The sequence below is a fragment of the Curtobacterium sp. MCPF17_031 genome, from assembly GCF_003234035.1.
Lineage (GTDB): Bacteria > Actinomycetota > Actinomycetes > Actinomycetales > Microbacteriaceae > Curtobacterium.
Map to the genome: position 1 here is coordinate 277,499 of NZ_QKSG01000002.1, position 15,584 is coordinate 293,082.

12 protein-coding genes are annotated in these 15,584 nt (G+C 72.1%); 6 read left to right on the forward strand and 6 right to left on the reverse strand.

What is annotated here, in order from left to right; genetic code table 11:
* Positions 1-162: 162 nt before the first annotated feature.
* The 3 genes from DEJ31_RS04330 to DEJ31_RS04340 all read right to left on the reverse strand — a co-directional run bounded on the left by DEJ31_RS04330 (position 163) and on the right by DEJ31_RS04340 (position 4,508).
* On the reverse strand, positions 163-1,389 hold the full coding sequence (locus DEJ31_RS04330) for an alcohol dehydrogenase catalytic domain-containing protein (RefSeq protein WP_110903369.1): 1,227 nt from the start codon (positions 1,387-1,389) through the stop codon (positions 163-165).
* 673 nt (positions 1,390-2,062) lie between these two features.
* Complete coding sequence (locus DEJ31_RS04335) at positions 2,063-3,454, reverse strand: MFS transporter (protein ID WP_258366144.1); 1,392 nt, start codon at positions 3,452-3,454, stop codon at positions 2,063-2,065.
* 40 nt (positions 3,455-3,494) lie between these two features.
* A complete protein-coding gene (locus DEJ31_RS04340) occupies positions 3,495-4,508 on the reverse strand; it encodes a helix-turn-helix transcriptional regulator (protein WP_110903370.1) in 1,014 nt (337 codons plus the stop codon).
* Between the two features lie 104 nt (positions 4,509-4,612).
* Here DEJ31_RS04340 and DEJ31_RS04345 point away from each other — a divergent pair, with 104 nt between their 5' ends.
* The 6 genes from DEJ31_RS04345 to DEJ31_RS04365 all read left to right on the forward strand — a co-directional run bounded on the left by DEJ31_RS04345 (position 4,613) and on the right by DEJ31_RS04365 (position 10,322).
* Positions 4,613-5,062: a MarR family winged helix-turn-helix transcriptional regulator gene (locus tag DEJ31_RS04345; RefSeq protein ID WP_111044612.1), complete on the forward strand. Its 450-nt coding sequence runs from the start codon at positions 4,613-4,615 to the stop codon at positions 5,060-5,062.
* A gap of 164 nt (positions 5,063-5,226) precedes the next feature.
* Positions 5,227-5,376 carry a hypothetical protein gene (locus tag DEJ31_RS17120; RefSeq protein WP_181421545.1) on the forward strand — a complete coding sequence of 50 codons (150 nt, stop codon included), beginning with the start codon at positions 5,227-5,229 and terminating at the stop codon, positions 5,374-5,376.
* A gap of 98 nt (positions 5,377-5,474) precedes the next feature.
* A complete protein-coding gene (locus tag DEJ31_RS04350; RefSeq protein ID WP_181433451.1) occupies positions 5,475-6,878 on the forward strand; it encodes a sensor histidine kinase in 1,404 nt (467 codons plus the stop codon).
* Complete coding sequence (locus tag DEJ31_RS04355; RefSeq protein WP_111044610.1) at positions 6,872-7,513, forward strand: response regulator transcription factor; 642 nt, start codon at positions 6,872-6,874, stop codon at positions 7,511-7,513. Before DEJ31_RS04350 ends, DEJ31_RS04355 begins: the two co-directional genes overlap by 7 nt.
* Before the next feature lie 117 nt (positions 7,514-7,630).
* Entirely contained in the window at positions 7,631-8,530 is a 900-nt protein-coding gene (locus DEJ31_RS17125; protein WP_181433452.1) for a hypothetical protein, read from the forward strand.
* 238 nt (positions 8,531-8,768) lie between these two features.
* On the forward strand, positions 8,769-10,322 hold the full coding sequence (locus tag DEJ31_RS04365; protein ID WP_110903374.1) for an AMP-binding protein: 1,554 nt from the start codon (positions 8,769-8,771) through the stop codon (positions 10,320-10,322).
* Between the two features lie 100 nt (positions 10,323-10,422).
* On the opposite strand, the gene opgC is transcribed toward DEJ31_RS04365, so the two are convergent.
* From opgC to DEJ31_RS04380, 3 genes are read right to left on the reverse strand one after another with little or no spacing between them, the layout of a single operon-like run.
* Complete coding sequence (gene opgC / locus DEJ31_RS04370; RefSeq protein WP_111121271.1) at positions 10,423-12,960, reverse strand: OpgC domain-containing protein; 2,538 nt, start codon at positions 12,958-12,960, stop codon at positions 10,423-10,425.
* Positions 12,948-13,358 (reverse strand): ATP-binding protein, encoded by a 411-nt coding sequence (locus tag DEJ31_RS17130; protein ID WP_110905280.1) that lies wholly within the window; start codon positions 13,356-13,358, stop codon positions 12,948-12,950. The genes opgC and DEJ31_RS17130 overlap by 13 nt, the downstream gene beginning before the upstream one ends.
* The gene (locus tag DEJ31_RS04380) at positions 13,355-15,379 is read right to left on the reverse strand and encodes a glycosyltransferase (RefSeq protein ID WP_111121272.1); all 2,025 of its coding nucleotides are present in this window, start codon (positions 15,377-15,379) and stop codon (positions 13,355-13,357) included. The genes DEJ31_RS17130 and DEJ31_RS04380 overlap by 4 nt, the downstream gene beginning before the upstream one ends.
* Positions 15,380-15,584: the final 205 nt, after the last annotated feature.

Consider the following 15,584-nt stretch of genomic DNA (forward strand, 5'->3'; position numbering starts at 1 on the left):
CGACCGTCGCGCCGATGTGTGGGCAACTGCGCGGAGAACCGCATCGGTGCAGGGGAAGCCGCACCGAGCCGCCGAGCCACGCACCGGCTGTCGCGGCCGGACCACGGGAGGCCCGGTGCCGGCCCGTCGGACCGGCACCGGGCCTCCAGGCCGGCACCACCGTCAGGCGGTCAAGTCCGTCAGCTCGACCTTGATCCAGCCGGGCTCGCGGCGGTCGAACGCCTCGTAGGCCTCGATGGCGGAGCCGATGCCCTCGTGCTCGGTGATGAGCGCCGTCGGGTCGAACTGCCCGGCCGCGACCATGTCGATGAGCGGCGGCGTGACCGAGTGGTGGTCGCAGTTGCCCATGCGGATGGTGAGGTTCTTGTTCATCGCCTCGCCGATCGGGTAGGACTGCGCGGTCGGGCCGTAGACGCCGATGATCCCGATCCGGCCGTACTTGGCCACCGAGGCGACCGCCCACTGCGCGACCTGCGACGGCCCGTCGCCGGGCTTCCACTGCTGCTGGTCGCCGAACCCGTCGGGTGAGGCGTCCGGAGCGACCTGCTGCACCTCGGCGTCGAACGCGGCAGCCTGCTCGTCCGACACGGCGGCCGGGCCGTGCTTCGGGCGTTCCGCGTCCACGCCGACCGCGTCGATGACCGCGTCGGCACCGATGCCGTTGGTGAGGTCCATGATCGCCTGGACCGGGTCCTCCCGGTTGTAGTCGACGACCTCGCAGTGCTGCGCGAGTGCCGCGGCGAGCCGGGTCTCGTGCCCGTCGACCACGATGACGCGGCCGGCGCCCTGCTTGTAGGCGGACGCGGCCGCGAACTGGCCGACGATGCCCGCCCCGAACACCACGACGACGTCGCCGCGGCGGACGCCGGCGAGCTCGGCGCCGAACCAGCCGGTCGGGAAGATGTCCGAGAGCAGGATCGCCTGCTCGTCGCTGACGTTCTCCGGCAGCGGGTGCATGGTGTTCTGCGCCCACGGCACGCGGACGTACTCGGCCTGCAGTCCGTCGACGGGGCCGGTGGACTGCGGGCCGCCGAAGAAGCTCGTGCCCGCCTGCGGTCCGTTCGGGTTCGCGACGTCGCACTGCGCGGTCTGGCCCATGCGGCAGTACCGGCAGGCGCCGCAGGAGATGGTCGAGTTGATGACGACGCGGTCGCCCGGGCTGAAGCCGCGGACGGCTTCGCCGACCTGGGAGACGACGCCGACGGCCTCGTGCCCGAGGATCGTGCCCTCGACCATCGGGGCCATGGTGCCGCGCACGAAGTGCAGGTCGGTGCCGCAGATCGCGGAACGGGTGATGTGCACGATCGCGTCGTGCGGGTCCTGGATGGTGGGCTCCGGAACCTCGTCGAGCCGGATGTCGCCGATGCCGTGCCAGACAACTGCCTTCATGGGTTCCTCCTCGTGGGTCGTCCGGGCGGACGCTACGCGCGGGGGTCTCCGCGGCGACGGAGGGCGGAGCGGCATGCGGACAGGCGGGCGGGCGTACTGGCCGGGCGGGCGCTGGGCGTCGACGCGCGCGGGCGCGGGGCGTCGAGAGGCCGCAATGTGTCGCTCTGGGCGCCCGAGAGAGACGGATCGCGACACCTCGGCGGAACTGAGCGGGGTGTCGCGCGACCGCGGCAGCCCCCGGACGGGAGGCACGCCCCGCGTCCGGCACCGCGCCTCCCGTCCGCCGGCCGCCGCGACACTCCCGGCTGCCCGACGCCGAGAGGCCGCAATGTGTCGCTGTGGGCGCCCGAGAGAGACGGATCGCGACCCCTCGGCGGAAGTGAACGGGGTGTCGCGCGACCGTGGCAGCCCCCGGACGGGAGGCACGCCCCGCGTCCGGCACCGCGCCTCCCGCCCGCCGGCCACCGTGACACCCCCGGCTGCCCCACGTCGAGAGGCCACGATGCGTCGCTCTGGGCGCGCGAGAGGGACGGATCGCGACACCTCGGCGGAAGTGAGCGGGGTGTCGTGACCGCTCGGCCGCGGGGAGGCAGAGCGCGGCGCAGCCGCAGAGGGGCGCGGGGAGGCGCGGCGCGGCGCGGCCGCAAGGGGGCGGGGCGGCAGGTCCCGCGCGTCAGGCGGCGGGCGCTGCGGACTCGTCGCGGACGAAGGCCATGAGCACGAGTCCGGCGATGAGCACCACGACGACGCCGAGGATCCCGTACCGCGTCGAGCCGCCGATCGTCACCGCGACCCCGAAGAGCGCCGGCGCGATGAACGACGCCGCCCGCCCGGTGGTGGCGTACAGGCCGAACAGCTCCCCCTCGCGGCCGGGCGTCGCCAGCTTCGCCAGGTACGCCCGGGAGGACGACTGCACCGGCCCGACGAACATGCAGAGCCCGAGACCGAGCACCCAGAACGACGCCTGCGCGGACCCGGCGAAGAGCACCGCGGTGCCGAACACCGACAGGCCGACGAGCGACACCATGATGAGCGGCCGGGACCCGAAGCGGTCGTCGAGCCGTCCGGAGACCACGGTGGAGATGCCGGCGACGACGTTCGCCACGATCGCGAACATGATGACGCCGGACGGACTGAAGCCGAACACCTGCGCGGCGATGATGCCGCCGAAGGTGAACACCGCGCCGACGCCGTCGCGGAACACCGCGCTGGCGAGCAGGAAGGCCAGCACGTTCCGCCGGGTGCGCCAGAGCCGGGCGACGTCGCGGCCGAGGTCGGCGTAGGCGGACCAGATCGACGCGCGGCGGTCGGGGTCGGCGGGCGCCTCCGGGACGACGACGAACAGCGGGATCGAGCTGACGGCGAGCCAGACGGCGGCGATGCCGATCGCGACACGGACGTCCCACTGCCCGGTCGCGACGGTCGCGGGCAACTGCAGGAAGCCACCCTTGCCGGTGACGCCGAAGTCCTGGATGCAGAGCAGCAGCAGCACGATGAGCAGCACGATGCCGCCGAAGTACCCGGCGGCCCAGCCGATCGCGGAGACGCGGCCGGTCTTCGGCCCGGTGGCGACCTGGCCGATCATGGCGTTGTAGCCGACGCAGGCGATCTCGTAGGCGACGGTGCCGATGCCGATGAGGGCCGCCCCGAGCACGAGGTACGGCTGCTCGGGCGCGACGAAGACCATGCCGACGATCGACAGGACGATGCCGATCGTGGCGATGAGCACCGAGCGCTTCCGGTGGCCGGACGTGTCCGCGAGCCGGCCGATCGCCGGCGCGACGAGGGCGACGACGATCCCGGCGATCGTCAGCGCCGTGGAGACGACCGCGGCGTTGTGGGCGAGTTCGCGCTCGACGGCGGCGGCCGCGGCGGACGACGAGTCCTCGGCGGCGACGAGTGCCGGGTCGACGAACGCCCGGCTGGCCAGGTACGTGCTGAACACGAACGTCGTGACGACGGCGTTGAAGGCGGCGGAGCCCCAGTCCCAGAGCGCCCACGACACCAGCGCTCGACGCCGGAGCGGGGTCGGCGGTGCCTCGGCGGTCATCGGCGTACCGGTCATGGCGGAACCGTAGCGCCTCCGGGCGTCCGGCAGGCGCGCCTCAGCGCCGCAGCGTCTGCTTGGGGTACTCGCCGAACCGCTCCGCGTAGGACGCCGAGAACCGTCCGAGGTGCGCGAAACCCCAGCGGGTGGCGACCTGCCCGACCGAGACCGTCCTGGGGTCGAGCGCGAGCAGCTCCTCGTGCACCCGGTCCAGCCGCACCTGCCGCAGGTAGCTCAGCGGCGACACCCCGAAGGTGCGCCGGAACGCCTCCTGCACGCTGCGGACGCTGAGCCCCGCGACCTGCGCCAGCTCGGTGATCGTGATCGGGTCGTCGGCATGCGCGTGGATGTGCTCGACGGCGGCTCGGAGCTTCGCCTGCCGCGGGTGCAGCAGTTCCGCGGGCAGCTGGTCGAGCTGCGGCGGGACGACCCGCAGGAAGGCGTCGACGGTCTGCCGCTTCGCCTCGTGCCAGACCAGGGAGCCGGTCCCGCCCTCCCGCAGTGCGCGGGCCAGGGCACCGAGGGAGTCCCGCCAGTGCCGCACGATCAGGCTGTCCGCGGGCCGCAGGTGGTCGAAGCGCATCTCACGCGTGCCCACGTCGAAGCGTTCGGCGGCGACCTCCCGGACGAACCCACGGTCGAGGTGGACGAGCTGCTGGTCGTAGTCGGTGGCCACGAAGACGACGTCGCGGTGCGCCGGGAAGAGCATCGGCACTCCGACACGCAGGGCGACCCGGTCACGGAGGACGTCCGGCGTGCCGGAGCCCGCGGTGAGCCAGCTCATCACCAGGTCGTCTCCGGGTGCCGACGCGCCGCGGAGGAAGCCGTTCATGGTGGACCGGCGCATCGACACCTCGGAGTCGCCGATCGCCGTGTAGCGGTAGGAGTACTCCCCCTCGGTCCGTCGTGACAGCCACTGCTTGCCGGAGTAGATGCCGGCGAGGTCGCGGACGGCGGCGTCGGGGTCGGAGCCGGCCACCTCGAACCGCACCGGCACCGCGGTGTCGGCGGGCGCCTCCCGTCCGGCCGGCTCCCGGGTCTCCCGGGGTTCCGGAGCGAGCGACTCGCTCACGTCGTCACCACGCTGTGCTCGAGACCAGCGGTATCTGGATACCCTTGCGGCGAGCACGCCGGTCCCCACTCCGGTGTGCCGCGACGCACCGAGGAGGGCATCCGGTGAGTGACCTCGACGTCATGGGTGCCCTGACCCGTCTGGAGCATGCCTCGGCCGCGTTGCGGAACCGCCTTCGCGACCGCACCGGTGTCTCCGGCACGGACCTGTCGGTCCTGCAGTACGTCTGGCGAGCGAGGAGCGGCGACCGCTCGGTCCGGGTGAAGGACCTGACGTCGCACCTCGGCCTCACGGGGCCCGCGGTGACGGGCGTGATCGACCGGCTGGAACGTCAGGGGATCCTGCAGCGCGTCCCGAACCCGGAGGACGGTCGGAGCCGGTTCATCGAGCTGACGCCCGGCCAGGAGCAGGTGTTCGCAGCGGCGCTGGACGGCACCAACGAGCAGTTGCACGAACTCCTGTCCTCCTTCTCGGAACGAGAGCGCCGACGCCTCGTCCGCATCGTCGACCGCATCGTCGGGGCGCTCGACGGCGGGGTGCCGCCCACGTCGTAAGGCAGGTTATGGGCCAGTCGGTTCGCACCCGGGCGAATTGTCCATGCAACGCGGATGGGTAACTTCTCGACCTACTTGCCCGGGCGTGGCTCCGAACGCGGCCGTACCGTCGGACACGATCAGGACCCCTCGCACGGGGGTCACCGCCGACGGGAAGGGACACCATGGGCCTGTACGAGACCGAGCCGGGCGTCGATCCGGTGCGCATCACCACCATCCGCCGTCTGCGCCGTCGCTGGAAGCACGGCGAGCAGCCCACGGAGGACCAGGGGCTGTTCGACGACCTCTTCGTGGCGACGACGAAGCAGCGCTGACGCAGCGACGTCGACACCTCGACGGGAGGCCCGTGGCGGGATCGCCACGGGCCTCCCGTCACGTCCGGGGCCGCTCGGGCGCGGGTTACGGTGACCCTGTGCCCGGACGACGAACCCTCGACTCCGAGTACGGCGACGACGCCGTGCTCGTCGTCCGACGCGACCTGCGTCGCCGCCCGGCCCGGTCGGTACCGTGGCGACGGGTGCTGGTGGGCGTGGTCCTCGCGGCCCTGCTCGGTGGTGCGGCCGTGGCGACGGTCGGCACGCTCGTCTCGCAGCGCACGGCGGAAGGGTTCGCCGTCGCGGACGCGACCGACGACACCGCCGCCGTCGCCCGCGCGGTCGTGGAACCGGCGCTGCTCGACGCCGTGGCCGACCCGGGGGCGTCCGCCGCCGACCGTCGTGCTGCCGCCGACCGGCTGGACCGCGCCGTGCGGGCCGTGACCGCCGCGACCGGTGCAGTCCGCGTGAAGCTCTGGGCCGCGGACGGCACCGTCCTGTGGTCCGACGAACCCCGCCTGGTCGGGCAGCGGTTCGCACTGTCCGAGGACGACCTCGAGGCGCTCGAGTCCGACCGCTCCGACGCCGAGGTGTCCGACCTGACCGCGCCGGAGAACCGGTACGAGCGGGGGCAGGGGCCGCTCCTCGAGGCTTACCAGGCGGTGCACGTGCCCTCCGGCGACGCGCTGCTGCTCGAGGTGTACTACCCGTACGACGCTGTCCTCGGCAGCGCGGCCTCGCTCCGTTCGGCGTTCGCCACGCTGGCGTTCGGCACCGTCGGCGTCGGCATCGCACTGTTGCTGCCCGTCGTGCTGTGGCTGCTGCTGCGGCTGCGCTCCGGCCAACACGACCGGGAGCGGTTGCTCGTCCGGGCCCTCGATGCTGAGACCGCCGAGCGCCGCCGTCTCGCCGCCGACCTGCACGACGGTCCGGTGCAGGACATCGCCGGACTCGCGCTCGGCCTCGGTGCCGCCGCCCGGAGCATGCCCGGACCCGGTGCCACGGTGCTCGAGGAGTCCGCGACGACGCTGCGGTCCGCGGTGTCGGCCCTGCGGTCGTCCATGTCCGCGATCCAACCGGCGGCCCCCGACCGCGACGGGCTCCGCGCAGCGCTCGACGACGCGACCGCCCGCGGGCGCGCGGCCGGTCTCGCGGTGCGACTCGACGTGCCCGCGACCGTCTCGGCCGCTCCCCCGGCGCTGCTCGCCGCCGTGCGCTTCGTCCGCGAGGCCGTCGCGAACGCCGTCCGGCACGCGCGTGCGACCACCGTCCGGGTGCGTGTCGACCGACGGGACGACGAGCTCGTCGTCCGCGTGTCCGACGACGGGGTCGGCTTCGACGCGGAGGCCGTGCTCCGGTCACGACGCAGCGGTCACCTCGGCACCACCCTGCTCCGCCAGATCGCCGAGGACGCCGACGGCTCGCTGTTGCTCCGGACCGCCCCGGGTGCCGGCACCACCTGGGAGCTCGCGGTCCCCGCCGGGAGGGAGTCCGGATGGTGAGGGTGCTGATCGTCGACGACCACGCCCTGGTCCGCGGTGGTCTCCGTGCGGTCCTCGACACGACCGACGACTGCGAGGTGGTCGGTGAGGCCGCGACCGGTGAGGACGCCGTCGACCAGGCGCTCGCGCTCCGTCCCGACGTGGTGGTGATGGACCTGTCGATGCCCGGTGCCGGCGGCGTGGTCGCGACCGCGAGCCTGCACGTGGGTCTGCCGTCCGCCCGGGTGCTCGTGCTGACGACCTTCGCCGACGACGCCCGGGTCCGGGCCGCGCTGGCTGCGGGGGCGACCGGCTACCTGCTCAAGGACGCCACCCCGGACGACGTCGTACGGGCGGTGCGGGCGACCGCGCGCGACGAGGTGCCGATCGACCCACGGGTCGCCCGGAGCCTGCTGCCCGCGGCGGAAGCAGTGCGCGATCCGCACGCCGCACCAGCCACGTCCGGGCCGGTGCTGTCGCCGCGCGAGCGGGAGGTCCTCGTCCGCCTGGCCCGCGGGCTGTCGAACCGGCAGATCGCGTCCGAGCTGGGGATCGCCGAACGGACGGTCAAGGTGCACGTCGGCAGCGTCTTCCGGCGACTCCAGGTGGCGGACCGCACGACCGCGGCGCTCTGGGCGCGGGACCACGGGTACTAGTACCAAGGTCCGATGGTGCCCGTGTGGTGGAACGGCGACGATCGTGCCGAGGGGTCGAACCGCCCCGCACATCGAACCGGTCCGGACTCTCGAACCGCCCCGCACAGGAGGCACACCATGCCCACCACCACCGACCACCGCACCGGCCGTACCGGCCGCACCCGCGGGACGACCACGCTCCTCGCGGCGGCCCTCGCCACCGCCACCGTCGCCGCGGTCGCCCTCGTCGGGGTCGCCCCGGCACAGGCGTCCGGCAAGACCTCGACCGGCGGCGACTACGCCGTCACGGTCAACGGCACCACCACGAACCCCGCCGTCGGCAAGGACTACAAGCTCCGGGACACCGCCGTCTCGGGCACCATCGCGGTCCGCGGCAAGCACAACGGCTTCGACATCCGGCTCGCCGACCTCGGGGTGTACGACTACACGCTGACCGGTGCGCCCGACTCGCAGCGGATGGTCACGAAGCCGACGGTCGTGTTCGCGTCGAAGGTGCCCTCGCTCACCGCCGCGCAGCTCGCCGGCACCCGGCTGTCGTCACTCGAGGTCCGAGACGACACCCTCGTCGCGATCTTCAGCACCGGCGCCGGCAAGTTCAAGATCCAGGCGAAGGACGGCGCGCAGGGCGGGATCTTCCAGATGGAGACCGAGTTCGCCGGTCCCGTCACCTTCACCCACACGCTCGGTGCCGGACTGTTCTACTTCGTCAACCCGTACACCGGCAAGGTCAACTTCGGCGACGGCACCGCCGCCGTGACCGCCGGCAGCGACGCGCACCAGATGCTGCTCGGCAAGGACAGCCCGCAGGTCGCCACGAAGACCTCGCAGACGGCGACGACCACCACCTGGACGGTGCAGCCCGGCGGCCGTCTCGGTGGGGTGCTCGGCGAGGACGCCGTCGAACTCAGCGCCGGCGCGACGAACTGCACGAGCGACTGCCAGGCGCAGAACCAGATCCGCGGCTCCCTGCCGGTGCCGCCGGACCCGGTGGATCCCACGCCCATCGCGTCGCGCTGAGCGTCGCGCACCAGCGCACACCAGGACGGACGGGAGGCCCGTGGCGGGATCGCCGCGGGCCTCCCGTCCGTCGTGGTGCGACCCGGGTACGGCGCCCTGTCCGCCGAACGGGGGCTGCATGCGGACCGCCCGTGCTGGGTAGCGTCGGGAGGGCGGTCGGACCCGACGACCGCGCAGCGTCGTCTCACCAGCGGCGCGAACGAGGGCGACGACGCCCGCACCGACGAAGAGGGGCACGATGTCCACCAGCACCACCGGACCGGGAACACTGAACGTCGCCACGATCGTGGCCGAGGGCGCACGACGGCACCCCGGCAAGACCGCCGTCCTCACCGCGATGCCGGACGGCGTCCACGAACTGACCTACGGCGAGCTCTGGGAGCGGGTCCGCGCGACCGCCGGTGGCCTCCGCGCCCGCGGAGTCGAGCGCGGCGACCGGGTCGCGGTGATGCTGCCGAACGTGCCCGAGTTCCTGGTGGCGTACTTCGCCGTCCTCGCGATGGGCGCCGTCGTCGTCCCGATCCACCTGCTGTTCAAGCGCGAGGAGATCACCCACGTCCTCGGCCGCTCCGGCGCCCGCGTGCTCGTCGCCGCCGGCTCGGTGCTCGGCGAGGCCGGCCCCGCGGCCGCCGAGACCGGTGCACTCGTCGTCGGCGTCGGGGCCGGCGACGACGTCCTCTCGCTGACCGCGCTGGCGTCGGAGGGCGAGCCGCTCGACGCCGTCGTCGCGACGAACCCGCTCGACCCCGCCACCATCCTGTTCACCAGCGGCACGACCGGGCAGCCCAAGGGTGCCGTCGGGTCGCACTTCGCCCTCGTCGAGCAGGTCAACGTCTGCATCATCGACGTGTTCGACCTGCGCGAGGAGGACGTCGTCTTCGGCGGCCTCCCGCTGTTCCACACGTTCGGGCAGACGGTCGTGATGAACACCACGCTCCGCCGCGGAGCGACGATCGTGCTGCTCCCCCGCTTCGACGCGGCCACCGCGCTGCAGCTGTGCACCGACCAGCAGGTGACCGCGTTCCTCGGCGTCCCGACGATGTTCATCGCGCTCCTCGGGGCAGCCGAGCAGCACGACGCCCGACCGCCGTTCCGCTGGTGCGTCTCCGGCGGCGCCGCCCTGCCCGCCGCCGTGCTGGAACGCTTCGAGTCGACCTTCCGGGCGCCGATCCAGGAGGGTTACGGCATGACCGAGACCTCTCCGGTCATCTCGGTGAACCCACGCGGCGTCCCGAGCCGGGCCGGCAGCGTTGGTCCCGCCGTGTGGGGTGTCGACGTCGTCGTGGCGGACGCCGAGGTCGAGGGACGCATCGTGCCGGTGCCGGTCGGTGAACCGGGCGAGATCGTGGTCCGGGGGCACAACCTGTTCCTCGGCTACCTCGACGACCCCGAGTCCACCGAGGCCGCGATGGCCGACGGGTACCTGCGCACCGGCGACATCGGCGTCCTGAGCGACGACGGGTACGTCAGCATCGTCGACCGCAAGAAGGACCTCATCCTGCGGAACGGGTACAACGTCTACCCGTCCGAGATCGAGGCGGTGCTGCACCGGCACGAGGACGTCGCCTCGGCCGCGGTGTTCGGCGTCGACCACCCGGTGCACGGGCAGGAGGTGCACGCGGCCGTGGTCCTCCGCGACGGCGCGGCGGGGTCCGACGCGCTCGACGCGTTCGTGCGCGACCGCGTCGCCTCGTTCAAGTACCCGCGGGTCTACCACGTGGTCGACGTGCTGCCGATCGGTCCGAGCGGGAAGGTGCTGCGTCGGGAGCTCACGCGGCAGTACGGGGACTGACGGCGCGACCCGGCGGACGGGGCGGACGACGGACGGGAGGCCCGTCACCAGCTGGTGACGGGCCTCCCGTCCGTTCCGTCGCCGCCCTGCGGTCGGACCGTCAGCGCGGGATGACGGAGAACAGGAACTTCCGCCGCACCATGTACCAGCTGAGCAGGATGAGCGCGGTGTGGACGGCGGTGCCGATCCAGACGTTGCCGTAGTCGAGGGGCAGTGACGCGATCACCAGCGCGAAGAACACCTGCCACACGAAGACGTAGAGACTGGCCTGCCCGAGCGGGATCCACAGCCACCCGATGACCGCGTTCACCGGCTTCCAGAACACGGTGAGGATCGCGTACGAGACGATCGCGAAGAAGGCGATGTCGATCAGGCGACCCCACTGCAGGTCCACACGCTGGTACGCGGTGTTGTAGAGGTCCTGGTACATGGTCGCGGGGAACGGTGCCGGGGTGAACGCGAACCGGTCGCCCGCCCACACGTAGACCAGGAACGCCGCGTACCCGCAGACCAGCACGCCGATGAGCACCTTGCCGAGCCGTCCGGTCAGCGCCCGGGTGATCTGGCGTCGGTAGTAGCCGAGCACCAGGCCGTGGGTGAACACCACCTGCCAGGTCAGCAGCGGGAACACCGCGTCGAACTGCGCGTTGAGCGGCTTGAACTCGGGGTGCACCGCCTGGAAGACGTAGAGCGCCCAACTGACGACGAGCAGCGCCCACCAGTACCCGCGGCGGATCACCCACATGAACACCGGGATGAACAGGCTGAGCACCACGAACAGACCCATGATGTTGAACGGCCACGGGCCCATCTCGAGCAGCAGGAACTGCCGGATCGCGTACCAGGGCGGCGGGTACGCCAACAGCTGCATCGCGTTCGGGTACAGGTCGTAGACGCGTCCCTCTGCCTGCACCCCGTCGAGGCCGGTGCCGCGGTCGGTGAACGTCGTGATCGCGTCGGTGTCGAGCAGCGGGACGAAGCTCAACGCGAAGACGATGAGGATCACCACGAGCGTGACGACGTACTGCTTGCGGGCACGCTTCCAGGCGCCGACCGCGGACGCCCACTCGCCGAAGCGGGCGACGCCCAGGGGGTAGACCATGCCGAGCACCATGCCGGAGAGGAACACGAACATCTCGGCGCCGGTGATCGCGCCGACCGCGTGCAGCGTCAGGTACGAGTACGGGCCGGAGACCTCGATGTGCGTGATCACCACCGCCAGGATGATGAAGCCGCGGAACAGGTCCAGGCGCAGGTCACGCCCCGGTTTGCCGTCGTCCGGGTACCGCCAGCTCGGCACGAACCGTCCGACCAGACCGCTCAGGACGAACACGAGCGCGAGCCCTGCCGCCAGCCAGACGATCCACGCCATCTGGTCGCCGCCGGTGTCGAGCTGCTGGTTCGTCGCGGCAGCGCCCTGCTGCGGGGTCACCCGGTCGGTGACCGGGCCGAAGACGAACTGGTCGGCGCCCTGCAGGTCCGTGCGGAACGAACCCGCGGTGCCCGGGGCCTTCGCGAAGCGCCAGTCGGCCACACGGTTGCCGGCCTCCGGTTCACGGCGGTTCGCCTCGATGAACGTGACCCCGCGGATCTCGGGGGTCTTCCGCACCTCGGCGATGACCTGCCGCCACCAGCCCTGCTTCACCTGCAGCTCGCCGGCACCGCCGAGTGAGTGGTCGTAGAGCGCGCCGGTGTCCAGCAGCATCGGGCGATCACGTTCGACGGCGAACCGGTCGACGAACGAGCCGGGCTGCTGCCGGTCGTAGCCCCAGCGCTCGGCGAAGCGCTGCGCGACCTCGTCGGACGCCGGCACGTCGTTGCTCGTCAGCGGGACGTCGCGACCCGCTGCCTCGGTGGCCTTGCCCTTGCCGAAGTAGAACATGGACAGGCCGACCCAGTCGACGGACGACGCCCCGGGCCAGTACGGCTCGTAGGGGTCGTCGGCCGCGGTGATCTGGCCGTCACCGTTCGTGTCGAGCTTCTCGGTGTCCGTCGCCGACAGGTCCGCCAGGCGGCCGGCCGACGAGCCGAACGGGTAGCCGGCACCGTAGGAGGGCGACCACACCATGCGGGCGTCCGAGTTCCCTGTGTGCACCTGCCGCGCCACGGTCCGGAAGGCCCGCACGAACTGCGTCGGCTGCTGCCCCCACCGCACCCACGTGCCGTTCATCTGCGGGGCGAAGCGGACCAGGAGCTGGGTGTCGTACTGCCGGTGGGCCTGCTCGAACAGGGTGTTCGCGCGTCCGGCGTCGGCCTTGGTCAGTGATCGGAGGGACTGGTCCGGCACCAGGCTGACGACGAGCACGGCGCCCTGCGCGGCGGCCGCCCGGGTGGAGCGGAGGAACTGCTCCTCGGCCCGCCGATCGACCGGGTAGGCGATCTCGACCCCGTACATCGACGGGATCGCGTCGAGCCGGCCCTCGTAGCCGTCGGGGGCGTCGGAGCCCCAGTCGAGGTCGGGGCCGAACCAGGTCTTCCCGGTCGGCGGGGTCAGTGCGGACTTCGGGGTGGGCGTCGGGGCGGCTGTCGGGGTGGGCGTCGGGGTGGCGGTCGCCGGCAGGGCTCCGCCGAGCAGGAGCACACCGAGGACGACCAGGAGGGCGACGACCCGCGTCCCGAGCTGCCTCAGCGAGCGCACACCAGCACCCACACGTTCCGCCCACCCTCGTGGTGGTGGTCGAGGCGGTCGAGCGCCGCGATCGCCAGCGCCAGCCCTCGGCCGCCCTCGTCTTCCGGGTCGGCCATCGTCACGGCGCTGAGGTCGATGTCCGCGGGCATGCCGTTGTCCGACAGGACGGCGACGAGCTCGGTGTCCCGAGCGGTCAGGTCGAGGACGAACCGACGGCCCTCCTGCGTGTCCGACCGACGGGTGTGCTCGATGACGTTCGCGGCGACCTCCACCAGGGCGGTCTCCAACCGGAACCGCATCGTGGGGTCGTCGATGCCCTGGCCGTCCCACCAGGCGGCGAAGGTGTCCTGCACGGTGTCGAGCGACGCCGGGACCGCGGGGACGTCGATGCTCGCGTGCGTGCTCACAGTGGTCCTCCGACCGTCGTGGACTCGTGCTCCAGGGGCACCGGGGTCTCGGGCCCGCGGTACCGGACCGCCCGGATCACGATGCTGAAGATGAACAGGTCGAAGACGACCCAGGCCGTGTTGACCAGGGGCGCGATGCCCTCCGCCTGCCCGGTCAGGTACCGGATCCCGATCATCACCAGGGCGGCGGCGAGCGCCCCCATCGCGATGAGCTGCGGCTTCACCAGGTCCCAGCGCGGCTTCGCATCGGTGGTGTCGCGGACCTTCGGCGTCACGCGGAAGCCGAGCGGCCGACCGCGGAACACGTTCTCGAACGCGCTCGTGACGGACTCGATCCACACCGGGAACAGCGCCAGCGAGTACTGCTGTCCGCGCCATGTCGGTCTGCCCGCGGCGACCACCCAGAACAGCAGCTGGTTCAGCACCAGGAACGGGATGAGCCGGGCGAAGAAGTCGGAGCTGTAGGCCTGGACCGGCACGACACCGAACGACAGGCAGAGCACCGGGGCGGCGATGTAGACCACGGCGGCGAAGCCGGACAGGTAGCTCCACATGGTCGAGAAGTACATCAGGCGCTGCCCGAACGACAGGCCCTTCTGCACCAGGGGGTTCTCGCGGAAGAAGACCTGCATGGTGCCCTGCGCCCAGCGGAGCCGCTGGACGAGCATGGTCTCGAGGTCCTCCGGCGCGAGCCCCTTGGCGAGGATCTCGTCGTGGTACGCGGAACGCCAGCCGAGGCCGTGCAGGCGCATCGCGGTGGCCATGTCCTCGGTCACGGAGATCGTGGCCAGCGGCATGATCGCCTGCGCCTCGTCGTCGCGGTCCACGTCGAGGGCACGGGCGAGCACTGCGATCGACTCGATCGCCGCCACCGGGGACGCACCCCGCTGTCCGAGGACGTCGAGCGCGGCGTCGTCGAGACCGGCGAAGGTGTTCGCGTCGGTCGACATCGCCGCGAGTTCCTGCAGGTCCGCTCGCACCGACTCGAGGTCGGCGGCGGCGAACCGGAACGCGATCGCGTCGATGCCGCGCTGGAACCGGTAGGTCACGTCGCCCAGCGGCTCGCCGGCCGCGACCTCCTCACGGGCACGGTCGACGACCGCCTCGGCATCGTCGAGGGCGACGAGGACGCGCTCGTCGGTCTCGTTCTCACGGGAGCGTCCGAGGAGCTTCTTCGCGGTCTTGATGGTGCGCTGGACACTGGTCTCGACCTCGCGCACGTACCGCGTGATCCCGAGTTGCATCAGGGCCTCGCGCCGGAGGATGGCGTTCGACCCGCAGAAGAACGCGGCGTTCCAGCCGTCCTTCGACTGCTGGATCGGCCCGTAGAACAGGGGTGCCTGGCTGCCGAGCGGGTCCGAGTCGGGGACGTTCTCGAACCACTGCGGGGTCTGCACGAGGGCCATCCGCTCGTCCTTGAAGTACCCGAGGGTGCGGTCGAGGATCGATGGTTCCGGTACCTGGTCGGCGTCCAGGATGAGCAGGAACTCCCCCTGCGTGGCGAGCAGGGCGTTGTTGAGGTTGCCGGCCTTGGCGTGCCGGGGGCGATCGACCCAGTCCTTGCCGCGGGTGATCACCCCGAGTCCCTCGGCCTCGGCGGCGGCACGCATCTCAGGGCGGTTGCCGTCGTCGAGGATCCACGTCGTGTGGGGGTGCGTGATCGCCTTCGCGGCCAGGGCGGTGCGCATCACCAGGTCGATCGGTTCGTTGTAGGTGGTGATGAAGACGTCGACCGTCACGTCGGTGCTCGGCTTCGTCGGTGGTTCCCCGCGCTCGCGGAGCTTCCACGCCCCGAACGCGAACAGCACCGAGTCGATCACGCTGTACGTCTCGGCCAGGATCAACGGCACGGCGATCCACCACGAGTGCCAGTTCACCGATGCGACCCAGCGCCATCCGACGTAGTTCAGGCCGGACACCGCGGCGAGCACGGCGACGGTCCGGACCGCCAGGAGTCGGCGTCGGGGCGTGCCGACGGTCAGTCGACGACGGTCGCGTCGCCCGATGTCCAACGCCGTCATCGGCGCACCCCTGTCGAACCGTCCCTGCGGTGCACGGCGTCCCCTCCTGATCCCCGAAGCCCCGTGCACGCGGTCGCCGCGCACGGGTCTGGCAACGGTGTCATCGGCGGATCCAGGGTCCACGGGCGGCACCGTCCGCTCGGCGTCGTTCGGGTCGACTCCGGCGTGCTGTCTTGTCTACCGCAGCGGGGCGGCACCTGTCAGC

What these genes read in the sequence shown, in the direction of transcription:
- DEJ31_RS04330 (WP_110903369.1), bottom strand. Translation starts at nt 1,389, where the DNA reads ATGAAGGCAGTTGTCTGGCACGGCATCGGCGACATCCGGCTCGACGAG.
- DEJ31_RS04380 (WP_111121272.1), bottom strand. Translation starts at nt 15,379, where the DNA reads ATGACGGCGTTGGACATCGGGCGACGCGACCGTCGTCGACTGACCGTC.
- DEJ31_RS17120 (WP_181421545.1), top strand. Translation starts at nt 5,227, where the DNA reads ATGGGCCTGTACGAGACCGAGCCGGGCGTCGATCCGGTGCGCATCACC.
- DEJ31_RS04335 (WP_258366144.1), bottom strand. Translation starts at nt 3,454, where the DNA reads ATGACCGGTACGCCGATGACCGCCGAGGCACCGCCGACCCCGCTCCGG.
- DEJ31_RS04355 (WP_111044610.1), top strand. Translation starts at nt 6,872, where the DNA reads ATGGTGAGGGTGCTGATCGTCGACGACCACGCCCTGGTCCGCGGTGGT.
- DEJ31_RS04365 (WP_110903374.1), top strand. Translation starts at nt 8,769, where the DNA reads ATGTCCACCAGCACCACCGGACCGGGAACACTGAACGTCGCCACGATC.
- DEJ31_RS17125 (WP_181433452.1), top strand. Translation starts at nt 7,631, where the DNA reads ATGCCCACCACCACCGACCACCGCACCGGCCGTACCGGCCGCACCCGC.